General features: G+C 61.4%; 23 protein-coding genes. 19 read left to right on the plus strand and 4 right to left on the minus strand.

Annotated features, from left to right (window positions below; translation table 11 throughout):
* The first annotated feature begins 103 nt into the window (after window positions 1–103).
* The 14 genes from NBH21_RS05375 to NBH21_RS05440 all read left to right on the plus strand — a co-directional run bounded on the left by NBH21_RS05375 (window position 104) and on the right by NBH21_RS05440 (window position 16402).
* Entirely contained in the window at window positions 104–1321 is a 1218-nt protein-coding gene (locus NBH21_RS05375; protein WP_250914567.1) for a deoxyguanosinetriphosphate triphosphohydrolase, read from the plus strand.
* A gap of 65 nt (window positions 1322–1386) precedes the next feature.
* Window positions 1387–3147, plus strand: a complete 1761-nt coding sequence (gene argS / locus NBH21_RS05380; protein ID WP_250914568.1) for an arginine--tRNA ligase — start codon at window positions 1387–1389, stop codon at window positions 3145–3147.
* Window positions 3148–3212: 65 nt separating this feature from the next.
* Entirely contained in the window at window positions 3213–6071 is a 2859-nt protein-coding gene (locus NBH21_RS05385; protein WP_250914569.1) for an SPOR domain-containing protein, read from the plus strand.
* A gap of 116 nt (window positions 6072–6187) precedes the next feature.
* The gene (gene nagZ, locus NBH21_RS05390) at window positions 6188–7216 is read left to right on the plus strand and encodes a beta-N-acetylhexosaminidase (protein ID WP_250914570.1); all 1029 of its coding nucleotides are present in this window, start codon (window positions 6188–6190) and stop codon (window positions 7214–7216) included.
* 71 nt (window positions 7217–7287) lie between these two features.
* Window positions 7288–8085 carry a segregation and condensation protein A gene (locus tag NBH21_RS05395; RefSeq protein ID WP_250914571.1) on the plus strand — a complete coding sequence of 266 codons (798 nt, stop codon included), beginning with the start codon at window positions 7288–7290 and terminating at the stop codon, window positions 8083–8085.
* 8 nt (window positions 8086–8093) lie between these two features.
* Entirely contained in the window at window positions 8094–8831 is a 738-nt protein-coding gene (scpB, locus tag NBH21_RS05400; RefSeq protein ID WP_425340387.1) for an SMC-Scp complex subunit ScpB, read from the plus strand.
* Window positions 8832–8930: 99 nt separating this feature from the next.
* Entirely contained in the window at window positions 8931–10037 is a 1107-nt protein-coding gene (locus tag NBH21_RS05405) for an ABC transporter ATP-binding protein (RefSeq protein ID WP_250914572.1), read from the plus strand.
* Window positions 10038–10070: 33 nt separating this feature from the next.
* Window positions 10071–10268, plus strand: coding sequence for a twin-arginine translocase TatA/TatE family subunit (locus NBH21_RS05410; RefSeq protein WP_250914573.1), 198 nt, complete (start codon window positions 10071–10073; stop codon window positions 10266–10268).
* A gap of 48 nt (window positions 10269–10316) precedes the next feature.
* Window positions 10317–11027 carry a Sec-independent protein translocase protein TatB gene (gene tatB, locus NBH21_RS05415; protein WP_250914574.1) on the plus strand — a complete coding sequence of 237 codons (711 nt, stop codon included), beginning with the start codon at window positions 10317–10319 and terminating at the stop codon, window positions 11025–11027.
* Window positions 11024–11839 (plus strand): twin-arginine translocase subunit TatC, encoded by an 816-nt coding sequence (gene tatC, locus NBH21_RS05420; protein WP_250914575.1) that lies wholly within the window; start codon window positions 11024–11026, stop codon window positions 11837–11839. The genes tatB and tatC overlap by 4 nt, the downstream gene beginning before the upstream one ends.
* A 113-nt stretch (window positions 11840–11952) precedes the next feature.
* On the plus strand, window positions 11953–13236 hold the full coding sequence (gene serS, locus NBH21_RS05425; RefSeq protein WP_250914576.1) for a serine--tRNA ligase: 1284 nt from the start codon (window positions 11953–11955) through the stop codon (window positions 13234–13236).
* A gap of 16 nt (window positions 13237–13252) precedes the next feature.
* Window positions 13253–14026 (plus strand): 5'/3'-nucleotidase SurE, encoded by a 774-nt coding sequence (gene surE / locus NBH21_RS05430; protein WP_250914577.1) that lies wholly within the window; start codon window positions 13253–13255, stop codon window positions 14024–14026.
* An 8-nt stretch (window positions 14027–14034) separates the two neighbouring features.
* Window positions 14035–14676 carry a protein-L-isoaspartate(D-aspartate) O-methyltransferase gene (locus NBH21_RS05435; RefSeq protein WP_425340374.1) on the plus strand — a complete coding sequence of 214 codons (642 nt, stop codon included), beginning with the start codon at window positions 14035–14037 and terminating at the stop codon, window positions 14674–14676.
* Between the two features lie 160 nt (window positions 14677–14836).
* Window positions 14837–16402 (plus strand): peptidoglycan DD-metalloendopeptidase family protein, encoded by a 1566-nt coding sequence (locus NBH21_RS05440; protein WP_250914579.1) that lies wholly within the window; start codon window positions 14837–14839, stop codon window positions 16400–16402.
* A gap of 83 nt (window positions 16403–16485) precedes the next feature.
* On the opposite strand, the gene NBH21_RS05445 is transcribed toward NBH21_RS05440, so the two are convergent.
* Complete coding sequence (locus NBH21_RS05445) at window positions 16486–17358, minus strand: ATP-binding protein (protein WP_250914580.1); 873 nt, start codon at window positions 17356–17358, stop codon at window positions 16486–16488.
* 214 nt (window positions 17359–17572) lie between these two features.
* On the opposite strand from NBH21_RS05445, the gene yajC reads away from it, so the two are divergent.
* From yajC to NBH21_RS05470, 5 genes are all read left to right on the plus strand, one after another.
* Window positions 17573–17923 (plus strand): preprotein translocase subunit YajC, encoded by a 351-nt coding sequence (gene yajC, locus NBH21_RS05450; RefSeq protein WP_163905137.1) that lies wholly within the window; start codon window positions 17573–17575, stop codon window positions 17921–17923.
* Window positions 17924–17988: 65 nt separating this feature from the next.
* Complete coding sequence (secDF, locus tag NBH21_RS05455) at window positions 17989–20541, plus strand: protein translocase subunit SecDF (protein ID WP_250914581.1); 2553 nt, start codon at window positions 17989–17991, stop codon at window positions 20539–20541.
* A gap of 8 nt (window positions 20542–20549) precedes the next feature.
* On the plus strand, window positions 20550–20945 hold the full coding sequence (locus NBH21_RS05460) for an Mth938-like domain-containing protein (RefSeq protein ID WP_250914742.1): 396 nt from the start codon (window positions 20550–20552) through the stop codon (window positions 20943–20945).
* An 11-nt stretch (window positions 20946–20956) separates the two neighbouring features.
* Complete coding sequence (locus NBH21_RS05465) at window positions 20957–21817, plus strand: phytoene/squalene synthase family protein (protein WP_425340388.1); 861 nt, start codon at window positions 20957–20959, stop codon at window positions 21815–21817.
* An 80-nt stretch (window positions 21818–21897) separates the two neighbouring features.
* Window positions 21898–22359, plus strand: a complete 462-nt coding sequence (locus NBH21_RS05470; protein ID WP_250914583.1) for a hypothetical protein — start codon at window positions 21898–21900, stop codon at window positions 22357–22359.
* 226 nt (window positions 22360–22585) lie between these two features.
* Here NBH21_RS05470 and trmFO read toward each other — a convergent pair whose 3' ends face one another.
* The 3 genes from trmFO to NBH21_RS05485 form a co-directional block, all read right to left on the minus strand.
* The gene (gene trmFO, locus NBH21_RS05475) at window positions 22586–24001 is read right to left on the minus strand and encodes a methylenetetrahydrofolate--tRNA-(uracil(54)-C(5))-methyltransferase (FADH(2)-oxidizing) TrmFO (RefSeq protein WP_250914584.1); all 1416 of its coding nucleotides are present in this window, start codon (window positions 23999–24001) and stop codon (window positions 22586–22588) included.
* A gap of 115 nt (window positions 24002–24116) precedes the next feature.
* Entirely contained in the window at window positions 24117–24260 is a 144-nt protein-coding gene (locus tag NBH21_RS05480) for a DUF1127 domain-containing protein (RefSeq protein ID WP_099059989.1), read from the minus strand.
* A 259-nt stretch (window positions 24261–24519) separates the two neighbouring features.
* Window positions 24520–24666 carry a DUF1127 domain-containing protein gene (locus tag NBH21_RS05485; protein WP_250914585.1) on the minus strand — a complete coding sequence of 49 codons (147 nt, stop codon included), beginning with the start codon at window positions 24664–24666 and terminating at the stop codon, window positions 24520–24522.
* Window positions 24667–24683 lie beyond the last annotated feature (17 nt).

Below are 24683 nucleotides of genomic sequence, written 5' to 3' on the forward strand. Positions count from 1 at the left end.
AAGCTTATGTATCCGACATTCGCTAAACTCAGCCTTGCCGGCTGATTTGCTATAGGTATGAAGGCTGCGCAATGGCGTCAATGGGCTGCAGGCAGGACAAGCAATGACGATTGACAGAAGTGCCCTTGGTTTCGGCTCCGGCGAGAGGGCGGTCTATGCGACTGACCCCTGGACGACTCGGGGCCGTTTGTTCCCGGAAGGCGGAAGCCCCACGCGTTCCGATTTCCAGCGCGACCGCGACCGCATCGTCCATACCACCGCCTTTCGTCGCCTGAAGCACAAGACTCAGGTCTTCATCGGACCTGACGGCGATCATTATCGTACGCGGCTCACCCATACGATCGAGGTGGCGCAGGTAGCCCGCGCACTCGCCCGTGCGCTGAAGCTTGACGAAGATCTCGCAGAGGGCGTGGCGCTGGTCCACGATTTCGGCCATACGCCTTTCGGTCATACCGGAGAGGATGCGCTCGACGAGGTGCTGAAGCCCTATGGCGGCTTCGATCACAATGCCCAGTCGCTGCGCATCGTCACCAAGCTGGAGCGGCGTTACGCCGAGTTCGACGGCCTTAACCTGACCTGGGAAACGCTCGAAGGACTGGTGAAGCACAACGGTCCGTTGTTGACCCGGGACGGCGAGGGGACCCGAGGCCCCGTGTCGCAGCCGATACTCGACTATTGCGAGATCCACGATCTGGAACTTGCAAGCTATGCCGGTCTGGAGGCCCAGGTTGCGGCTATCGCCGACGACATCGCCTATAACACCCATGATATCGACGATGGCCTGCGCTCGGGCTACCTGACCTTCGAAATGCTGGAAGACGTGCCCTTCCTCGCCGGCCTGATGCGGGAGGTGCGCGATCGCTACCCGCATCTCGATGAGGATCGTTTTACCCACGAGATCATGCGCCGGCAGATCACCCGCATGGTCGAGGACGTGATCGGTGTCGCGCAGGAGCGGTTGAAGGCCGTGCGGCCGATGAGTGCGGCGGACGTGCGCGCCGCCGATCGCACGATCGCCACCTTCTCGGACGAAATGGCCGCGACCGACCGGCAGATCAAGAAGCTGCTGTTCAGCCGTATCTACCGCCACCCCGACATCATGCGCATCCGTGCAGGTGCGGCGCAGATCGTCACCGATCTCTTCCGCGCCTACATGACGGATCCTAGCCTGATGAAGAGCCACTATTGGGTGGATCACATCGCCGGTCTCAATTCGCAGGCGAGGGCGCGCCATGTCGGTGACTATCTCGCGGGCATGACGGATACCTATGCGCTGCGTACCCACAGGGAGTTGTTTGACCACACTCCCGATTTGCGATAGGCACCCCCTCGATTTCTTTCAATTTGCCAGGCCTCCCGGTCGAGCGCCTGCGTCAGGTAAACGTCATGAACCTCTTCGCCGATTTCGAAACGAGAATTAAGAACGCCCTCGAACAGATCGACAGCATCAAGGAAAAGCGTTCAACCCTCGATTTCAGCCGCATCGTCGTCGAGCCGCCGCGCGACTCGAGCCACGGCGATGCCGCGACCAATGCCGCCATGGTTCTGGCCAAGGGCATCGGCACCAATCCTCGCGCACTGGCCGAAGTGATCGGAGACAAGCTGAAGGAGGACGCCGACATCACCGACGTGACTGTCGCCGGCCCCGGCTTCATCAACATCCGCCTGTCTACCGGCTACTGGCAGCGTCTGCTGTCGACGGTGATCACGGAAGGTACGGATTTCGGCCGCTCATCGCTCGGCAAGGGCCGCAAGGTCAATGTCGAATACGTATCCGCCAATCCGACGGGGCCGATGCATGTCGGCCATTGCCGCGGCGCTGTCGTTGGCGACGCGCTGGCCAATCTTCTGGCCTTCGCCGGTTTCGAGGTCGATAAGGAATACTACATCAACGACGCCGGCGCCCAGATCGACGTGCTGGCCCGGTCCGTCTTCCTGCGTTATCGCGAAGCGCTTGGCGAGGAGATAGGCGAAATCCCGTCCGGTCTTTATCCGGGCGATTATCTCGTCCCGGTCGGGCAGGCGCTGGCTCAGGAATATGGTGTGAAATTGCACCAGATGCCCGAGGAAGACTGGATGGCGATCGTCAAGGAACGCGCCATCGACGCGATGATGGTCATGATTCGCGAGGATCTCGCGACGCTGAACGTCCACCACGGTATCTTCTTCTCCGAACGTACGCTGCACGCCAACGGTGCCGCCAAGATCCGCACCGCGATCAATGACCTGACCTTCAAGGGACATGTCTATCGCGGCACGCTGCCGCCGCCGAAGGGCCAGCTGCCGGAAGACTGGGAAGACCGCGAGCAGACGCTGTTTCGCTCCACGGAGGTTGGTGACGATATCGACCGTCCGCTGATGAAGTCGGACGGCAGCTACACCTATTTCGCCGCCGACGTCGCCTACTTCAAGGACAAGTTCGATCGCGGTTATTCCGAGATGATCTATGTGCTCGGCGCCGACCATGGCGGCTACGTCAAGCGTCTGGAAGCGGTCAATCGCGCCGTCTCGGAAGGCAAGTCGAAGCTCACCGTGCTGCTGTGCCAGCTCGTCAAGCTCTACCGTGAAGGTGAGCCGGTGAAGATGTCCAAACGTTCGGGCGACTTCGTGACCCTGCGTGACGTCGTGGAAGAGGTAGGCCGCGATCCGGTCCGCTTCATGATGCTCTATCGCAAGAATTCCGAGCCGCTGGACTTCGACTTCGCAAAGGTGACCGAACAGTCCAAGGATAATCCGGTCTTCTACGTGCAGTATGCCCATGCCCGCTGCATGTCGGTCTTCCGGCAGGCGCGTGAAGCTTTCCCGGATCTGGACATCGACGGTCTCGATTTTGCCTCTGCCGTGAAAGGCCAGATCAACGATCCTGCCGAGCTGCAGCTTATCGCCAAACTCGCCGAATATCCCCGGATTATTGAGGCTGCAGCCCAGTCTCAGGAGCCTCACAGGCTTGCTTTTTATCTCTACGATCTGGCAAGTTCTTTCCATGCTCACTGGAACAAGGGCAAGGATTCGCCCGAATTACGTTTTGTTAACGATAAACATCGACAATTGAGCATCGCCAGGCTTGGGCTGGTGCATGCTGTCGCCTCTGTTCTGAAGTCCGGATTGTCCATAACTGGCACTGAAGCTCCGGTAGAAATGCGATAGTATCGTCACCATTTCCCCACATTGCACTGGCAAGCGTTTTGTCGCGTAAGTGAGTGGAAGTTGTAATGGTACAAAAGCAAGCAGCCTACAGCAGCCGATATGGCAATGACAGCTTTGCGGACGACGATCCGTTGGCTGAGCTTGCTCGTATCGTCGGCTTCGAGCCGGCGGAGCCTCAGGTGTCCGCCCCGGCAGCGCGCGTGTCTCCGTCCGACGAAGATCACTTCAATCTTGAAGACGAACTGCTGCGCGAATTTGAGGTCTATGATGCTCCGCAGCCGGTAGAGCCGGCTGTCGTGCGGGCCGAAGAGGCGCCGGCGGTCCCGTCGGCTCCCCGCGTGGAAGATACGTATCGCGAGCCGGAAGTCTCTCCGTCCTACTCTGCTCCCGAACCCTCTTATGATAGTTATCGCGAAGAGCCGTCCTTCGACGTCGATCTGGCCGATGAGCTTGAGCTTGCGGTTTCCGAGCCGGAAGAGGAGGCTTACTGGCAGCGGGTCGCTCCCGTAGCGGCTCCAGCTCCTGTAGCAGTTTCGGCGCCGGAGACGGAAACTGCCTCTCGCTTCCGTCTTCCTCTCGCCAATTTTTCGACGGCCCCGCCGGTGTCCGCCGCGCGCAATGTGCAGCCGGTCGAGCCTGTTGTCTCGGTCCCATCGCAGACGGTTGCTGCGGCCAGGGCCGACGAGGGCGATTTCGCGCTCGACGATTTCTCGCTGGAAGCCGAGCTACCGGCTGAGGATTTCGACTGGTCTCCGGCCTCGCAGGTCGCCTCATCCGTCGCAGAGCCGGTAAAGGCTGATGCCAGGGTCGATGATTTCTTCGGTTTCGACGACTTGATTGCGGAAGCGGATGGCGGAAGGGCACCTGTTGCGCAATCCGCGCCGGTGCCTCCTGCCGCACCCGTTGCGCGCGCCGAACCGTCGTTCACCTTTTCCTTTGCCGACGAATTGGCCGCCGGCGAGGCAAAGGCGCCGGCACCGGTCTCTCAGGTATCGTTCAGCTCTCAACCTGCCGCAGCGCCGGTGGTGTCGTCGCCTGTACGTCAGGCCATCGAAGACGAGACTTTCGATCCCTTCGCCGATTCCGAATTCGATCTGCAGCTCGACGATATCGAACTGGATCTCTCCGACATCGAGGCCGATGCCGATATGCGCGCCGCCCGGCCCGTGGCCCCGGCGCCTGTCGCAGCGGTTGCGCCGCGCCCGCAGGCTGTCGTTCAGCCTGCGCGGATGATCGAGCCGACCTTTGCCGTGGAGCCCGTGCGTGCAGCACCTCAGCCGCGTGCGCCGGAGCGTGCCGTCGTCGAGCCATCGTTCGATCTGACCGACGAGCCGCTGCCTTTCGATCCGACCGAGATCGCCGAACAGGAGGAGCACCCGGAATCTGTCGCGGAAATGGACGTGCCGGAAGTTCCTGTTCCGGAAGCCAAGGAGCCGCCGGCGGCTTTCCATCACGACTACGATCTCGACCTTGACACCGAGCTTGCCTCACTGTTCGAAGAAGCCGCAGCTCCGGCTCCGGTCGCTCCCTCGCGGGTTCATCTGGCTGCTCCTGTCGCGGCAGCAGCGACGGTCGCCGCAGCCTCGGCTGCCGCACCCGCAAAGGCCCCGGTTGCTTCACAGCAGGCGCCGCTCGATGACTTTGACGCTTTCGAACGGGCGCTGGAAGAAGATTTCCGTCGAACCCTGAGCAAGCCAGAGGAATACAGGGGCAATAATGCTTCCGGCCGTATCAACATTCCGCTTGAGCCGCAGGAAGGCATTGCCGCCGCGCGCAGCTCGACCCGTCGGCTTCTTTTGACGGGCTCTGCCGTTGCCGTTGTTCTCCTGCTCGGCGCGGGCGGGCTTTATGCCTGGCTCAGCGGATCGAGCGTTCCGGGTATCTCGTCCGGCACGCCGCCGGTCATCACGGCTGACAAGGAGCCGGTCAAGGTGGTTCCGGAAGACCGGGGCGGCAAGTCTGTTCCGAACCAGGACAAGGCCGTCTACGACCGCGTCGCAGGCGCTGGCGTTGAAGAGCCGAAGCAGCAGAACCTGATTTCCTCCAGCGAGGAGCCGGTGGATGTCGTCCAGAAGACGCTGATCCCGGAAACGCTTCCGCTGGAAGGCGAAAACGACACTGAGGCAATGGGTACTCCTGTCGGCGAGACAGAAGATCCGCGTCTGCTGCCGTCCGGGAACCAGACGGAGGCTCAGGCTGATTCTGATGGCGACCAGACGACGATCACACCGCGCAAGGTGCGCACCATGATCGTCCGTCCGGACGGCACCCTCGTCGCGCAGGAAACGCCGGCCGAGCCGGAACCGATCCAGCCGGCTGCTGCCGAAAAGACGACGGCACCGGCCGCTGAAACCAAGTCGGCACTTGCCGCACCGACCAGCGGGCGTGTTCAGCCGGCGGAACCCACAGCGCCGGCTGTAACTCCTGCTCCTGTGAAGGAAGTGGCCCCGGTTACAGAACAGGCGACTGCCGTGCCGACCGCACGGCCAACTGCGCCTGCCGCAAGCCCGGCCAGCAAGCCGGCAACGGTCGCAGCTCCGGCAGCAGCTGCCGCTCCGGCAAAGCCGGTTGCCACCGAAACGGCGGCAGCAGCTCCGGCTCCGTCCGCGCCCGCTCCGGCTCCGTCCGCGCCCGCTCCGGCTCCGTCCGCACCCGCTCCGGCGCCTGCCGCCGCAGCCCCCGGCAGCTACTTCATCCAGGTCGCTTCGCTTCCTTCCGAAGCCGAGGCGGAGAAGTCCTACAAGAGCATTTCGGGCAAGTTCGCGAGCGTCGTGGGTGGTCACGCCTACGAGATCAAGAAGGCCGAAATCGCCGGCAAGGGCACTTACTACCGCGTCCGTATCTCGGCCGGCAGCAAGGCGGATGCCCAGTCGCTTTGCGAGCGTTACAAGGCCGCTGGCGGAAGCTGCCTGGTCACCAAATAAGGGCGGCCGTTCCGAAGTTTGGAAAAGAGGCGGAAACCTTGGGTTTTCGCCTCCTTTTTTGTGTATGACGCTCTGTAGCGCTTCGGCTTTGCAACCATCCCTTCTATGATTCGCTCATGACCCAAGAATACGCCCCGGCGAAAGCCATGATCCTCGGCTGCAGCGGCCTTTCGCTGACTGCGGACGAAAAGTCCCTTTATCGCGACGAGCAGCCCTGGGGCTTCATCGTCTTTGCCCGTAACCTTTCTGAGCCGGCGCAGATAAGCGATCTCGTGGCCGAAATGCGTGACACCGTCGGTGGGCGCAACGCTCCGGTCCTGATCGATCAGGAAGGCGGACGGGTACAGCGCATCCGCGAGCCGATCGTGCCACGCTACCCGTCGGCTGCCGTACTCGGAGAACTTTACCGGCGTGACAAGGCGCTCGGCCTGCGCGCGGCGTGGCTGATGTCGCGCCTCCATGCTTTCGATCTTCTGAAGCTCGGCATCAATGTCGACTGCCTACCGGTGCTCGATGTGCCGGTAGAAGGTGCAAGCAATGTCATCGGCGACCGGGCCTATGGCACCGATCCGGTGACGGTCGGCGAGATGGGCGAGGCGGCCGCTGCGGGCCTGAAAGCCGGCGGCGTGCTGCCGGTGATGAAGCATGTGCCCGGTCACGGCCGCGGTATGGCGGACAGCCATCATGAATTGCCGGTCGTAACGACCTCCCATGAAGATCTCTCGGCGCATGATTTTCCGCCGTTCCGCCGGTTGCGCAACGAATTGATGGCGATGAGCGCGCATGTGGTATACTCCGCCATCGATCCGGATCATCCGGCATCGACGTCGAAGGTGGTGATTGACCAAATCATCCGCGGCGAGATCGGTTTCGATGGATTGCTGATGTCCGATGACGTGTCGATGAATGCCCTGAAGGGAACGATAGCCGAGCGCGCCGCCGCAATCGTTGCCGGTGGCTGCGATGTCGTTCTCCACTGCAATGGAGTGATGGAGGAGATGCGTGCGGTTGTCGCCACAGCACCCGTGCTCTCCGGCAAGGCTAAGGCGCGTGCAGATGCCGTTGAAAGGGCCTTCGGCCAGGTCGATCTCTATGCAGAAGCCGATATCCGTAATGAATTCGATGGGTTGAGGGCTACCGCCTGATGTCGCGAACCGGAGCTACGCCCCCGACTACGGCGCGGAATTCGCCCGCCGGCGCTGGCCCGGCCACACCGATGGATCCGTTGTGGCAGGAAACCTCTGCCGAACGTCTGACGGGCGAACCGGCTCTCGTGATCGACGTCGCCGGTTTCGAAGGTCCGCTCGACCTTCTTCTGTTTCTTGCGCGCAATCAGAAGGTCGATCTTGCGCGTATCTCGGTGCTGGCGCTGGCCGAGCAGTATCTGCAGTTCATTGAAAGCGCCCGGCGCATCCGCATCGAGCTTGCCGCCGATTACCTCGTCATGGCTGCGTGGCTCGCCTACCTGAAATCCCGCATGCTTATTCCGCAGCAGGCCAAGGATGACGGTCCCTCGGGCGAGGAAATGGCGGCAACGCTCGCCTTCCGCCTGAAGCGTCTCGAAGCCATGCGCGAGGCTGCGACCCGCCTAATCAATCGTAACCGTCTTGGTCGGGATGTTTATGCGCGCGGTGCGCCGGAACATGTGCCGACCCGCGTCGAAAATTCCTACGAGGCCACGCTTTACGACCTGCTGACGGCCTACGCCGCCCTTCGCCAGCGGCAGGCAATCACCCAGGTGACGATAGAGCGGCGCAAGGTGTGGGCCCTGTCGGATGCGCGGGCCATTCTGACGCGCATGATCGGCGAAATCGCCGACTGGACGGCGCTCGAGCAATACCTGCTGCGTTACCTTACCTCGGAAGAGGAAAGGGTGACCGCGATTGCCAGCGCTTTCGCCGCCTCGCTCGAACTTGTGCGCGAGGGCAGGCTGGAGATCCGTCAGGAAGGCGCTTTCCAGCCGATCTATATGCGCGGCGGCCCGCGTGCTACCGACCTCTCGTCGGTGGAATAGGACGCATGATGGGAGAGCCGCAGGATCAGGATTTCTTCGAGGCCGAAGCCGAGGCTTCGGATGAGCCGGCCCCGCCGAGAGCCGAGAGCCTGCGCCTGGAAAACGAGGCCATGCGGATCGCCGAGGCGCTGGTGTTTGCCTCCGCCGAACCGGTATCCGAAAACTTCATTGGCGACCGTCTGCCGCGCGGAACCGATGTCCGCGCCATCATGAAGCGCCTGAAGGATGACTATGCCGGGCGCGGGGTCAACCTGCTGCAGGTCGACGATCACTGGGCTTTCCGCACTGCCGCCGATCTTTCCTTTGCCATTCGCAGGGATGATACCGAGGCAAAAAAGCTGTCCCGCGCCGCTCTCGAGGTGCTGGCGATCATCGCCTACCACCAGCCGGTCACCCGCGCTGAAATCGAGGATATTCGCGGTGTCCAGACATCCAAGGGTACGCTGGATGTGCTGATGGAGGCGGGCTGGGTGCGTTTTCGCGGTCGCCGCCGTACACCGGGGCGGCCTGTGACACTTGGTACGACACGGGATTTTCTCGATCATTTCGGTCTGGAGGAGCTGCGCGACCTGCCGGGTCTCGAAGAACTCAAGGGGGCGGGGCTGCTCTCTGGTCGCATTCCGCCCAACATCTCCGTGCCACTGCCGATCGGCAATGACGACCTTGCCGAGGACGAGGATCCCATCACCCAACTCGATCTTGAAGAACTCGGTCTCTTGACACCGGGCGGTGAAGCGGACGAATAGCATCATGTTTTGTTGGATGACGAGGTTTGCTTTGAAAATGCACGTTGACGGTTCGTCTTCGTCATGCGGCGCATTGACAGTGGCCTTGCGGATGATGGCATGAATTCGGTCGCGGTCGATGGCACAGAGGCGAGACGCACGGCAGGGGTGACCTTCGCCGCCAGTCTCAGTTTTCAGGATATCCGCCATGGTTATCACGGCAAGGAGACCATTCGCGGTGTCTCGTTGACTGCGAAGGCCGGCGAGGTTCTCTGCCTGCTCGGTCCATCGGGATCGGGTAAGACCACGCTTCTGAGGATTGCCGCCGGGATTGAGGTTCAGTCTTCAGGTCGCCTGTTGATGAACGAGCGGGAGGTTGCCGGTCCCTCCGGCTTTGTCCCTCCCGAGAAGCGCGGCATTGGACTGATGTTCCAGGATTTCGCGCTGTTTCCGCATATGAACGTGCTGGACAATGTGCGTTTCGGGCTGACGGCGTTGCCGGCCAGGGAGGCGACGGCGGAAGCCATGATCGCGCTGGAGCGCGTCGGGCTCGCCCACTATGCGGATAAATATCCCCACGCGCTTTCGGGCGGGGAGCAGCAGCGCGTGGCGCTTGCCCGCGCCCTTGCACCACGCCCCGGCATCCTGCTGATGGACGAGCCCTTTTCCGGCCTTGATTCTCGATTAAAAGACACTATTCGTGCCGATACGCTGGCGATCCTGCGCGAGACGCGAGCAACCGCCGTCGTGGTTACGCATGACGCCGAAGAGGCGATGCGCATGGCTGACCGGATCGCGCTGCTCAGGGACGGCCGTCTTGTACAGGTCGGGACCTCGGACGATCTTTATCGTCGGCCGACCGATCTTTTCACTGCCGCTTTCTTTTCGGAAATCAACGAGTTTTCCGGCGTGGTGCGTGGCGGTCAGGTCGAGACGCCGCTTGGAAAGACCGCGGTCTCGGGAATGCAGGAGGGGTGCCCGGTATCCGTTGCGATCCGTCTTTCAGGCATTGTCGTGCGCGAAGAGGGCGGTGAAATACCGGCGCGTATCCTGTCGCGTCGCTTTCTCGGTGTCGTCGAATTGCTGGAATTGGCGGTTCCCGGGACCGAACGGCCGGTCCGTTCACGCATTCGTGCGGACGTTCTGGCGCCGGGATGCAAGGACGTCACGGTAACAGTGAATTCACAGGACATTTTCGTATTTGTAAAACGGGGTGAAACATCTTAAATCGATGGGACACGCAAACAAGGAGTGACAGTAATGGGTTCTTTTAGCATGTGGCACTGGCTGATCGTATTGGCCATCGTCCTGTTGCTGTTCGGTCGTGGCAAGATCCCGGAACTGATGGGTGATGTTGCCAAGGGCATCAAGAGCTTCAAGAAGGGCATGTCCGACGAGGATGCTGATAACCAGGCTCCGGGCAAGACGGTCGATCACAAGGTCGAAGAAACCAAGTAACGCGTACGGCCGCTCGTCGGCCTCTGATATGGCTTCGGGAGCCTTTTGATGCTGGATGTAGGCTGGAGCGAGTTACTCGTCATCGCGGTGATCCTGATCGTGGTGGTGGGGCCGAAAGACTTGCCGCCAATGATCCGTGCGTTCGGCAAAATGACCGCGCGACTTCGTCGTACCGCCGGAGAGTTCCGTGCACAGTTCGACGAAGCCCTGCGGGAGGCTGAACTCGACGATCTTCGTCAGAGCGTGGATGAGGCGCGCAAGCTCAATCCGGCAACCTCCCTGCGCGATGCGATCAATCCGCTTCGCCAGATGGGCAACGACATCAAGGCCGACCTGCAGAAGGCGACGAAACCCGACAACAAGAGCGTGATGCCGCCCGTCGAAGACAAGCCCGCCGAGGCTGCCGCGACACCGGTTCTGCCGGAGGTTCCCGCTACGTTGGTTGGTACCCCGCCCGAGATATCTCAGCCTGCGCCGGTGGCAACACCGGCCGCTTCTCCGGCTCCCGTCGCAGCGCCGGTGGCGACACCAGATACTGCCGTAGCAGAAATGGTCAAGGCGGCAACTGCCAAGCCGGCGAGCCGTAGCCGCAAACCCAAGGCGGCTGCCGAACCCGTTCCGGCACCTGCGGTCGACGCAGCAGCCCCCGCCAAGCGGACCCGCAAGCCCGCTGCTCCCAAGGCAGCCGATGAGGTGGCGCCTGCCAAGGCCGCCAAGACCAGCAAACCCCGTAAGACAAAGACCGAGGACCGTGCATGAGCGGCGACATTGAAGACAAGCCGCAGCCGCTGATCGAGCACCTGATCGAACTGCGTACTCGCCTGATCTGGGCGCTGGGTGCGTTCTTCGTCGCCTTCATCGCATGCTTTGCCTTTGCCAAGCACCTCTTCAACCTGCTGGTCATCCCCTACAAGTGGGCGGTGTTGTGGGCCGGTCTCGATGTCTCCAAGGCCGAACTCATCTATACGGCGCCGCAGGAGTTCTTCTTCACGCAGGTGAAGGTGGCCATGTTCGGCGCCATGGTCATCGCCTTTCCGGTGATCGCCGCTCAGATCTACAAGTTCGTTGCACCCGGTCTCTACAAGAACGAGCGGGCGGCCTTCCTGCCGTTCCTTGTCGCCTCACCGGTCCTGTTCCTGATGGGTGCCGCGCTGGTCTACTTCTTCTTCACGCCCATGGTGATGTGGTTCTTCCTCGCTATGCAGCAGGCGCCGGGCGAGGGCGAGGTCGCGATCTCGCTGATGCCGAAGGTTTCGGAATATCTGAGCCTGATCATGACGCTGGTCTTCTCCTTCGGTCTGGTCTTCCAGTTGCCGGTTGTGACCACGCTGCTGGCGCGTGTCGGCATCCTTGAGAGCAAGTGGTTGGCTGAAAAGCGCAAATATTTCATCGTCGTTGCCTTCATCATCGCCGCAGTGCTGACACCGCCCGATCCTATGTCCCAGATCGGTCTTGCTTTGCCGACCATCCTTCTCTACGAGGTAGCCATCTATGCTGCACGACTCGTGGAGCGCCGGCGGGCTGCGGATGCGCTTGTTCCGGCGGACGAGGCAGGCGAGAAGGGCGAATAGGGCGTCAGCCCTCGTTACCCGGCCTTCTTCATCGCGAGCATGCATCCATGGGGCCGGACAGGGCACCCGCCAGGTCCGATCCGACGATCACCGCAAGACGACCTGGAACGACGATGCTTGATATCAAATGGATCCGTGAAAACGCCGAGACCCTTGACGCTGCGCTGGCCAAGCGCGGCGCCGAGCCACTGGCTGCGCAACTGATTGCGCTCGACGAAAAGCGTCGGGCCGTCGTCCAGTCGCTTCAGGACATGCAATCCCGCCGCAACGCCGCCTCCAAGGAGATCGGCGCGGCGATGGCGCAGAAGAACGCCGAGCTTGCCGAGAAGCTGAAGGCAGAGGTTGCGGCGCTGAAGGACACCATGCCGGCGGCCGAGGAAGAGGAGCGCCGCGTTTCCGCGGAACTCACGGACCAGCTTTCGCGCATACCCAACGTTCCGCTCGATGATGTGCCGGTCGGCAAGGATGAGCACGACAACGTGGTTGCACGCGTCGTCGGCCAGAAGCCCGGTTGGAACCATCCCGCCAAGGAGCACTTCGAAATCGGCGAAGGCCTTGGTTACATGGACTTCGAGCGCGCAGCAAAGCTGTCTGGCGCGCGCTTTACCGTCCTGACCGGCCCGCTCGCGAGGCTTGAACGGGCGCTCGGCCAGTTCATGATCGATCTCCACACCAAAGAGCATGGCTACACCGAAGTGTCGTCGCCGCTGATGGTGCGCGACGAGGCCATGTATGGCACCGGCCAGCTGCCGAAGTTTGCCGAGGACCTGTTCAAGACCACCGATGGTCGTTGGCTGATCCCGACAGCGGAAGTGACGCTCACCAATCTGGTGTCGGGCGAAATCCTCGAGCAGGAAAAGCTGCCGCTGCGCTTTACCGCTCTGACGCCGTCCTTCCGTTCCGAGGCTGGTTCGGCCGGCCGCGATACGCGCGGCATGCTGCGTCAGCACCAGTTCTGGAAGTGCGAACTCGTTTCGATCACCGATGCCGAAAGCTCGATCGAAGAGCATGAGCGGATGACGGCCTGTGCCGAGGAAGTGCTGAAGCGTCTCGGCCTGCATTTCCGCACGATGACGCTCTGCACCGGCGACATGGGCTTCGGTTCGCGCAAGACCTACGATCTCGAAGTCTGGCTTCCGGGGCAGAACACCTATCGCGAGATTTCATCCTGCTCGGTCTGCGGCGACTTCCAGGCCCGCCGTATGAATGCGCGCTATCGCGGCAAGGACGGCAAGGGCACGACCTTCGTGCATACGCTGAACGGTTCCGGCACGGCGGTTGGCCGTTGCCTGATCGCGGTCATGGAAAACTACCTGAACGAAGACGGGTCGATCACCATTCCGGACGCATTGCTGCCGTATATGGGCGGTTTGAACAAGATCGAGAAGGCAGCCTGAGGCAAGGAGATACGGTATGCGCATTCTCCTGACCAATGATGACGGCATTCATGCCGAAGGCCTGGCTGTGCTGGAACGCATCGCCCGGACTCTTTCGGACGATGTCTGGGTCGTTGCCCCGGAATCGGATCAGAGCGGCCTTGCCCATTCGCTGACGATCTCGGAGCCGCTGCGCCTCCGCAAGGTGGCCGACAAGCGCTTTGCGCTGCGCGGAACCCCGACGGACTGCGTCATCATGGCGGTGCGCGAGGTTCTCGACAGAAAGCCCGACTTGGTTCTGTCCGGCGTGAATGCCGGGGGCAACCTCGCTGATGACGTAACCTATTCCGGAACCGTGGCCGGTGCCATCGAAGGCACGCTGCAAGGCGTCCGCTCGGTCGCGTTCAGCCAGCTTTACGAATATGAAAACGGTGGCCGGATCATTCCCTGGGAAGTCGCCGAGACGCTGGGACCAAAGCTGCTGGCGCAGCTCATTGAGGCCGATCTCCCTGATGGTACGTTCCTCAACGTCAACTTCCCCCGCTGCGCGCCTTCGGAGGTGCAGGGCATTGAGGTGACGTCACAGGGTAAGCTCGATTTTGGTCTGGAAGTCGAACAGCGCGCGGACGGCCGGGGCTTCCCCTATTACTGGCTGCGCTTCGGTGACCGTGGCAGCCGCTTTCGCGAGGGAACGGACCTGCAGGCCATCAAGGCAAACAAGATCTCGGTGAGCCCGCTGAAACTCGACATGACGGACTATGCCGCGCAGGATCGTCTTGCGAAGGCGTTGGGTTTCGGAGCTGCGGGTTGAAGTCGGCCATGATGGAAAAGGAGGGCTTCGCGGCTCTCGTGCTCAGGCTCCGGTCGGAGGGGATCTCGAATCTTGATCTCCTGACTGCTGTCGAACAGACGCCACGCTCTTTGTTCGTTCCGCCGCAATATTCCGATGACGCCTATTCGAGCCGCTCGATCCCGCTCGAATGCGGATCCTTCATGGAAGGCGCGGACCTCGCGGTGCGCTTGCTGTCGCTGCTGCAGGTCAAGCCCGGGCAGCGCGTGCTGGAAATCGGCACCGGCAGCGGCTTTATGTCGGCGGTGCTCGGACGGCTTGCCGAACGGGTGCTTTCCATCGATCGGTACAAGACCTTGCTCGCCGGTGCGCAGCAGCGTCTCGATAATCTTGGGCTGCGCAATGTGGTGCTGAGGCAGTCCGATGGCAGCAACGGTTTGTCAGGCGAAGGCACCTTCGATCGGATCCTGTCGACCGCGGCTTTTCCTGCCATGCCCCGATTTTTCTCGGAACAGCTCGTCTCGGGCGGCATGTTCCTCGCACCGCTTGTCACCGGCGAGAATACCTGTGTCATGGTGCGTCTCATCAAGACCGGCAGCCGTTTCGAGCGTGAGGATCTGTTCGAGGCGCCCTATCTGCCGCTCGTGCCCAAGATCGCGTCTTTCCTCTGAATTGTTGGCGGCCGTTGTCTGAAACCCCTTTGCCCCTGAAAACCTTGGCAATGTGCGGGTTTCCGAAAATATTCACAGTGATTCCTGCAAGTTAACCGCCCGGTAACACTAACGCGCTTTAATCAAACCACATCAAGTTGCGTAGAATGTGGGTCGAGTTATGCGTCAAAGTGTATCGCTGAAAGCCGGACTGCCAATCGTCCGTATAGCCGTGGCAATGCTGCTGGCTGGCGTCGCCACCGGGTGCAGTTCGGATGCGTCCCGCTTCAGTTCCGTCTTTTCAACCGACAATATGACGACGGCCTCGACGCCAAGGCGTCATATCACTGGCGTCGAGGGGCAGGGACTGGTGCCCTCGCAGGATATCGCCGGCGCGCAACCGGACTATTCGACTCGCCAGCAGGCCATGAGCCAGCCGTATCCGTCGGCGCAGCCCTCTTATCCTTCGCAGAGCGCACCTTCTGTCGCACGTAGCGCCGCTGCTCCGGTATCCGTTCAGCGCGCCGAACTGGCTCCGCCGTCCGCGACGTCCCGCAATGCCGAGCGCGAGGCCGCTCTTGCGCAGCCGTTCCCTTCGGCTCCGAAGAACACGCAGACGGCGTCTCTCGGTGCTCCGCCGCGCAACCTCAATGCCGACGAACTGTCCACCGGTACTACGCGTCCCGCCGGCAGCTGGTCGGCTGCGAACGCCACCCGCGTGACGCTGAAGCCCGGCGAAACCATCGCGACGCTCTCCCAGCGCTATGGCGTGCCGGAGCGGGAAATTCTGAAGGCCAACGGCCTGACCCATTCCTCCGATGCCGCCTCCGGCCAGCTCGTCATTATTCCGTCCTTTGCCGGACAGAAGAATGCCGCGCGCGCCGCGGCCGATGCCTCCGGTCTGCCGGCGAATGGCCAGAAGCCGCTCGCTCCCCAGTCGCCGGAGCAGAATGTCGCTGTGCTGCCAAGCACGCCGACGACCCGCGACAAGTCGCAGAACATGGCGTCGAGCGCCACGGGCAAGGCTGATGCCGGCGCAGGCGCCGGGCCTGCTCCCTATGTCGTGAAGCCGGGCGATTCTCTCAATAAGATTGCCAAGGCGAACGGCGTATCCGTCGACGCGCTGAAGAAGGCGAACGGCATTACGGATGGCAACATCCGCATCGGCCAGAAGCTGACGATGCCCGGCGCCCCGAGCAAGGTCGCATCTGCCGCAGACAAGGCACCGGTCGCCGATCCGGTGAAGACCGCTTCCGTTCCGGCCAAGGACAACAAGCCGGCCCCGGCTGCCTACAAACCGCCGGCTGCCACCCAGTCCGTCAGTGAAGTCGCTTCCGTCGATACGAAGGAAGATGCGCCCGAAGCCACTGGCATCGGCAAGTATCGCTGGCCGGCACGTGGCGCAGTCGTCGCCGGCTACGGCGCCAATGTCGAGGGCAAGCGCAATGACGGCATTGACATTTCCGTACCGCAAGGCACGCCGGTCAAGGCTGCCGAGAATGGTGTGGTCATCTATGCCGGCAATGGCCTCAAGGAACTCGGCAACACGGTTCTGGTACGGCATGACGACGGGACGGTCACTGTTTATGGTCATGCCGATACGCTTTCGGTCCAGCGCGGCCAGAAGGTTCAGCGCGGACAGCAGCTCGCCACCTCCGGCATGAGTGGCAACGTCAAGCGCCCGATGCTGCACTTCGAGGTCCGCAAGGATGCGACCCCGGTCAACCCGATGACTTTCCTGGAATAGGTATTGCGTCCCAGGCAGGCAATGAAAAGGCCCGGAAACCCCGGGCCTTTTCTTGTTTTTTGGAACTTTCAGACCCGGTGCAATCAGGGGCGGTCGGTTCTGACCCGCAGGCGACCGGCGAGATCCTGAATGTATTGCCACGCCACGCGACCCGAGCGGCCGCCGCGCGTGGTCGCCCATTCCAGTGCCTCGCGATGGAGTTGCTCCCGGTCGAGCGGCAGGGCGAAATGTTCGGCGTAACCGTCGATCATCGCCAGATAGTCGTCCTGACCGCACTTGTGGAAGCCGAGCCACAGACCGAAACGATCCGACAGCGAAACCTTCTCTTCCACTGCTTCTGAAGGATTGATGGCGGTGGACTGTTCATTCTCCATCATATGGCGGGGAAGCAGATGGCGCCGGTTGGATGTCGCGTAGAAGAGAACGTTGTCGGGCCGACCCTCGATGCCGCCGTCGAGCGCGGCCTTGAGGGACTTGTAGGCCGTGTCGTCATGGTCGAACGACAGGTCGTCGCAGAAGACGATGACCCGATGCTCGGTATCCTTGGCCATATCGAGAAGAGCGGGCAAGGTGGCGATATCCTCGCGATGCACCTCGACGAGTTTCAATGATACACCGGTCTCTGCCCGGACATCGGCATGAACTGCCTTCACGAGCGAAGATTTGCCCATGCCGCGCGCGCCCCAGAGCAGCACGTTGTTGGCCGGGAAGCCATCTGCGAAACGCAGCGTGTTTTCATGCAGGATGTCGCGTACGTGGTCGACGCCGCGGATGAGCTTCAGCGCTATGCGGTTCGGCCGCTTGACCGGCTGAAGTTCGTTGCGCGCCGGGCTCCAGACGAAGCAGTCGGCAGCGTTCCAGTCGATTTCGGCGGGGCCAGGACCAGCCAGCCGTTCGACGGCTGCAGTCAGTCGGCGAATTTCCTGCAGCAGCGAAAGATTGATGTCTTCGGACATCGCGATTCCCTCCCAAGCGTGTTGCGGTCGATACCTGTCGCGGTTTTGCCGGGCGGTAGCATGGCGTTTTGCAGCTCGAAAGGGTATGAGGCGGTAAAACGGTACGCATAACGGCTGTTTCTGTTGCATTCACATGGCCGGTTACTATATTCCGGCGACCTGATGCGGGGGGCCAGCGGTTGCCCGCGCGCTTGGCTTGTCTAGGGAGTTATTGATGTTCATTACTGAAGCCTTCGCCCAAGAGGGAACTGCTACCGGCGGTGTATTCGGCTCCGGCCTTGAAATGCTGTTCCTTTTCGCACCGCTGATGCTGATCTGGTACTTCCTGCTGATCCGTCCGCAGCGCCAGCAGATGAAGAAGCGCGAGGAAACCCTGACTTCGATCCGCCGCGGCGATCAGGTCGTCATGGGTGGCGGCATCGTCGGCAAGGTTACCAAGGTAATCGACGACAAGGAACTCGAGATCGAGATCGCCGATGGCGTCAAGATCCGCGCATTGCGCACGTACATCGCCGAAGTTCGCGTCAAGGGCGAGCCGGTCAAGACCGAGGCTGCTGCCTCCTGATTGCAGCCGGGCCGGCATGACCGGCCCCGGATTGCCTGAATAAGACCTCTGATTTCGAGAGTTTCATGCTGTACGTTTCTCGCTGGAAGACCACCCTTATCTGGCTCACCGTGCTGGTGAGCACGCTGGTGGCGTTGCCCAACGTCTTCAGCGAGAAACAGCTCAGTTTTCTTCCGTCATGGTTTCCTCATAAGCAGGTAACGCTCGGTCTCGACCTTCAGGGCGGTTCCCACATCATGCTCAAGATCGAGCGTGCCGATATCGTCAAGGAGCGTCTCGAAACGACGGTCAGCGATATCCGTGCCGCGCTACGCGATGCGGGCATCCGTTACACCGGCCTTTCCGGCGTCGGCCAGCAGATCCAGGTTCGCATCACCGATGCAGACAAGGTCGAGCCGGCGAAGAAGGCGCTGGAGAATATCACCGCCCCCGTAAGCGTCGGCGGCCTGACCGGCGGTTCCGTTCAGGAAGTGACCTTGACGGAAGAGGGCACTCTTCTCCGCTTCAACCTGACGGATGCCGGTATCGACTACCGTGCGTCCTCGGCACTCACCCAGTCCCAGGAAGTCGTCCGTCGTCGCGTCGATGAACTCGGCACCACCGAGCCGCTGATCCAGCGGCAGGGCAATGACCGCATCATCGTCCAGGTTCCGGGGCTGCAGGATCCGCAGCGCCTGAAGTCGCTGCTGAACCAGACTGCCAAGCTGTCCTTCCACATGGTCGACACGAGCATGCCGGTTGAGGAAGCGATCAATGGCCGTCCGCCCGCAACCTCGGAAGTTCTCTATTCGGTTGACGACCCTGCGGTTCCCTATCTCGTGGAGAAGCGTGCGCTAGTCTCGGGTGAAAACCTCGTCGACGCCCAGGCAAGCTTCAACCAGCAGAATAACGAACCGGTCGTCACCTTCCGCTTCGACAGCAAGGGATCGCAGCGTTTCGCCCAGGCGACGCAACAGAATGTCGGTCGTCCCTTCGCCATTGTTCTCGACGATCAGGTTATTTCGGCACCGGTCATCCGTGAGCCGATCATCGGCGGTTCCGGACAGATTTCCGGCAACTTCTCCGTCGAAGGCGCCAACGACCTTGCGGTCCTGCTGCGCGCAGGTGCCCTGCCGGCGACCTTGACCGTGGTCGAGGAACGGACCGTCGGCCCGGGTCTCGGTCAGGACTCGATCAATGCCGGCGTCACGGCAAGCGGTATCGGCGCGATCTTCGTCGTGCTCTTCATGCTCGGTTTCTATGGCACTTTCGGTGTGATGGCGAATATCGCACTTGCCGCGAACGTCATCATGATCATCGCCGTTCTGACGCTGATCGGCTCGACCCTGACCCTTCCGGGTATCGCGGGTATCGTGCTCACCATGGGTATGGCGGTGGACTCCAACGTTCTCGTCTACGAGCGTATTCGCGAAGAGGTCAAAAGCGGGCGGTCGCTGATCCAGTCGATCGATACCGGCTTCAACAAGGCCTTTGCTACGATCATCGATGCCAACCTGACGACACTTATTGCGGCGCTGGTTCTCTTCTTCCTTGGTTCAGGCCCTGTGCGCGGCTTTGCCGTCACGCTTGCCGTCGGTATCGTGACTACGGTTTTCACCGCCTTCACCATGACGCGTTGGCTGATGGCTATGTGGTATCGCTGGCGCCGTCCCAAGCATCTGCCGAAGGGCGTTCGCACCGGAATTTTCGATGCACAGAACATTCGCTTCATGGCGATCCGCCGCTACACCTTCGCCATTGCCGGCGCATTGACGCTGGCGTCGCTGGTAGGCTTCATGACCGTCGGCCTCAGCCTCGGCATCGATTTCAAAGGCGGGTCGATCATCGAGGTGAAGGCGCGCAACGGCGCGGCCGATATAGCCGACATCCGCGACCGTCTCAGCCAGCTCAACCTTGGCGAAATCCAGGCTCAGGGTTTCGGCGATCCGTCGAGCGTCCTGATCCGTATCCAGGCGCAGGAAGGCGGCGAAAACGCGGAGCAGTCGGCAATCACGCTGGTTCGCGACGAGCTTGAGGACACCTATGAATTCCGGCGTGTCGAAGTGGTCGGTCCAGCCGTATCGGGCGAATTGACCAAGACCGCGACGATCGGTGTCGGCGTTTCGCTGCTGTTCATCCTGATCTACATCTGGTTCCGTTTCGAATGGCAGTTCGCCGTGGGCGCGATCATCGCAACCTTGCACGACGTGATCCTGACGCTCGGCCTGTTTGTTTTCCTCGGGATTGAATTCAATCTGACGAGTATCGCGGCGATCCTGACCATCATCGGTTATTCACTGAACGATACCGTCGTGGTCTATGACCGAATGCGAGAAAACCTCAGGCGTTACAAGAAGATGCCGCTCAACGTCCTGATCGACACCTCGATCAACCAGACGCTGTCTCGTACGGTTCTGACCGGTTCGACCACCTTCCTGGCACTGGTCGCCCTCTATCTCTTCGGCGGCGAGGTTATCTCCTCTTTCACGCTGGCCATGCTGTTTGGCGTTCTGGTCGGTACCTTCTCGTCGGTTTATATCGCCGCACCGGTTTTGATCGCCTTCCGTTTGCGGCCTGAAACCTTCCAGAAGGACGATGTCGACAAATCGCGTCCGGTCTCCGGCAAGGTTGAGGCCTGATCGTGGCGCTGGGGCCGCCCGGCAAGGGGATCGTTATTCGACAGGCCCATTTTCCCGGTCGGGCACCGATCGATGCCTACGGCAATGGCGGTTTCCGTTTCGCGGATATGTCTCATCGTGGCTCGCTGCTGCTTCTGCCTTCCGGGGTCTATGGTTGGGAGCTGGAAGAGGGAGCACCTCTGGCGCTTGCTGCATTTGAACGTGTGCTGGACGAGTCGAAGGATATCGAAGTGCTGCTGGTCGGTACCGGTAAACAGCTTCGTCCCTTGCCCGCCGATCTCAAGGCGGCATTGAAGGCACGAGGCATTTCCAGTGACCCGATGAGCACCGGAGCCGCCGTGCGCACCTACAACATCATGCTGGCCGAGCAGCGCGCGGTGGCAGCCGCGGTCATCGCTGTCTGAGGAAACCGGAGATTTCCGTGAACCAGCAGTTGCCCGACAACGCCGCCGTCAGCCTTGCAACATTACGCGATACGGATCGTGATCGCTATCTTGCCTGTCTTCTGTCACCAGCGGAGAAACGCGGAGCGCTGGCTGCACTCTATGCCTTCAATGCGGAAATTGCCCGGATCCGCGATCTTGTCCGTGAACCCCTGCCGGGCGAAGTTAGGCTGCAATACTGGCGCGACCTTCTGGCCGGCTCGGGACATGGCTCCACCGAGGCCAATCCGCTTGCTGCCGAACTGCTGAGAGCCATCAAGGAACACCGGTTGCCGGTCGCGGCACTGCAAGGCATGGTCGATGCGCGGGTTTTCGATCTCTATGACGATCCGGTTGAGACTACGGCTATGCTTGAGGGTTATGCCGGCGAGACTGCTGCGGCGCTGATCCAGCTTGCCAGTCTGGTGCTTGATCCGGCCGCCGCGCCAGCCTGCGCGGATATCGCAGGGCATGCGGGTGTCGCTCAGGCCATTGCCGGGGCGACGCTGCTGATGCCGACCCACCGTGCCCGTGGTCAGCTTTTCCTGCCGCTGCAAATTCTCTCGGCTGTCGGACTGGACCGTGATACATTCCTTGCCGGCAAGGATAAGGAGCGGATCGGAGCCGCCGTGGAGGCTTTCGCGGGTCTCGGCCTCGATCACTTGCGCAAGGCGCGCACCGAGGGCAAACTGCCGCGCAGTATCGTTTCCGCCTATCTGCCGGTGGCGCTGGCGGAACCCGTGCTTCTTGCGGCGCAGCGCGCTCGCGCTGCTGTTTTCGAAGGGGACATCAGGCTGGCCCAGTGGCGCCGGCAGCTAAAAATGATGCGCGCGGCCTATGCCGGGCGATTCTGATCGCGGTCAAATTCGCGCAAGGCTCGGCTGTTATCGCTTCTCCCGCCGCCGGAATACCGGCCTGGAATTGGAGGCATGGCGTGAGCTTGGTCACTTGGACGCTGATATTAGTGCTGGTTGCGGTCTTCGCGTACTATTCGACGCGTATGACGAAGCGGGCTGCCGAGGACAATCTGCATGACACGGGCCTCGCCATCATGGAATTCGGTCGTGCCTTTCCCAAGGAGGCGATTCGCAATCTCCACGCCACGGCCGATGGCAAGGTGGTTTTCGTGCGCCTGCACGACAACAAGGCCGGCTTCATGCGCAGTCTTCGTGGCCACTATGCCTGCCATCTGATCGAGCCGGGCACCGTCCGGGTACGCGATCTTGCGAATGGGCGTGGCTTTGCCATCGAGTTCCTCGATGCGCCGTTCCACAATGGCGAATTCGCCTTTGCGTCGGCATCGGAAGCTGCGGAGGTCTCGCTCTGGCTGCTTGGAAACTACGTCGCCCCGGCCGGACGCGACACGCCGCCCGCTGGCGCTTTGCCGACCGCCTGATTTTCGCTAGCGCATCGGCCCGAAAATCGGAACCGATTTTCGGGCCGATGCGTAGATTCAAGATGTTAGAGCGTCCTTTGTGCGTCCATTTGAACGCACGGCGCTCTAGCGGCATGGCGCTCAGGGACACTCGTCTTTGTGGCCTCTATCCCAACCCAAAAAAGAGCCGCTACCTGATAACAGGAAGCGGTTCCGCAAATTCGTTATGCTTTCGACGTCGTTGGGCTCAGCTATCGGCTGAACCAAGCCAGGTCTTGCAGTCGGCCAGCGCGCGGGCGGCTACGAGCTGCCGCTTCATGATCGTCTTGTCCTTGCCGCGGAAGCGCTTGACGCCCTCCGGCTTGACAATCGATCCCGGCTCAAGTTCCGGGAACAGGCCGAAATTGATGTTCATCGGCTGGAAAGAACGCTTGCCCGGTTCTTCGTCGCTGACGATGTGCCCGCCGGTGATGTGGTTGAGAAGCGAGCCGAGCGCAGTTGTCGCCGGCGGCAGCCGGACAGCCTCGCCCTTGCGCTCCGCTGCGGCAAACCTGCCGGCCAACAGACCAACCGATGCGCTTTCGACGTACCCCTCGCAGCCGGTGATCTGACCAGCGAACCGAAGACCCGGGCGGCTCTTAAGCTGCAGCGAGGCATCGAGCAGGACCGGGGAATGGATGTAGGTGTTCCGATGCAGGCCGCCGAGGCGTGCGAATTCCGCATTCTCAAGGCCCGGAATCATCCGGAAGATCTCGGCTTGTGCGCCATAGCGGAGCTTGGTCTGGAAACCGACCATGTTGTAGAGCGTGCCGAGTGCATTGTCCTGACGCAACTGTACTACCGCATAGGCCTTGACGGTCGGGTTGTGCGCATTGGTGAGGCCCATCGGCTTCATCGGACCATGGCGGAGGGTCTCGCGGCCCCGTTCAGCCATGACTTCGATCGGCAGGCAGCCGTCGAAATAGGGCGTACCCTCCCATTCCTTGAAGCCGACGGCGTCACCCGCAATGAGCGCATCGACGAAGGCATTGTACTGTGCCTCGTCCATCGGGCAATTGATGTAGTCCTTGCCAGTGCCGCCCGGTCCAACCTTGTCGTAGCGCGACTGATACCAGCAGACATCCATGTCGATGCTGTCACGATAGACGATGGGAGCGATGGCGTCGAAGAAGGCCAGCGCATCCTCGCCGGTCTCGGCGCGGATGGCCTCGGCGAGATCCGGCGAGGTGAGGGGGCCGGTTGCAACGATCGCAAGCCCCCATTCCTTCGGAGGAAGGCCACGAACTTCCTCGCGAACGACGGTGATGAGCGGATGCGTGGAAATCGCCTCTGTAACGGCAGCGGAAAAGCCGTCGCGGTCGACGGCAAGCGCGCCGCCGGCCGGAACCTGATGCTTGTCCGCGCAGGCCATGATCAGTGAACCGGCAAGTCGCATTTCCGCATGGATCACGCCGACGGCGTTTGAGGTCGCGTCGTCCGAACGAAAGGAGTTGGAGCAGACAAGTTCTGCGAGATCGTCCGTTTTATGGGCGTCCGTGCCGCGCACGCCGCGCATTTCGTGCAGGATAACCGGCACGCCAGTCTGCGCCGCCTGCCAGGCGGCCTCCGAACCGGCGAGCCCGCCGCCGATCACGTGAATGGGGGAAATGGTGGTGTTTGTCATGGCCGGCTGCTTATCACGGGCAGGCCCGGCTTCCAATCATTTCCATTCCGGGTCCCGGAATCAAAAACGGCGCCGAATGGCGCCGTTCACGAAGCTTTCGCTGCTGCCTTATCGATTAACGAAAGGAGCGCGAAGCGATGTTACGGATTTCGTAACGGGTGATGCCGATGTCAGAGAGCGCCTGGTTGGACAGGTTGCCCAGTTCGGCCATCGTGCGGCGGTAGCTAATCCAGTTCTTTGCAATGCGGATCGGGTTCATGGTCATTTCCTCGAGTGTTATCTTTTGCGCTGGTCTTGCGGCTCATTCCGCATCAGCGATTGACCTTCTTATACGCCCGTAAAACAAGATTGTGCAGTGCAAATTATAAGCGACTGCCATGCATTTGTGCAGGGGGATGGCGCATATGGAGGCAGAGGGCAAGAAATAGGCACGCCTTCGGGCTGTGCGAGGAAACGTCAGGCAAACAAAAAAGCCCCCCGAAACGGGAGGCCTTTTTCAAGGTCTAACGCTGGCTGGATCAGCCGGCGACGGCCTGACGCGCAACGCGACGGATTTCTTCACGGCCAATGCCGAGGTCGCGAAGTTCGCGGTCGGTCATGCGGCCGAGTTCGGTTACGGTCTGACGATATTTGCGCCAGTTGTTGAGCGAGCGAGCGAAGTTCATGATGTGCCTCTTTTCTA

This window comes from Ciceribacter sichuanensis, assembly GCF_024055605.1.
Lineage (GTDB): Bacteria > Pseudomonadota > Alphaproteobacteria > Rhizobiales > Rhizobiaceae > Allorhizobium > Allorhizobium sichuanense.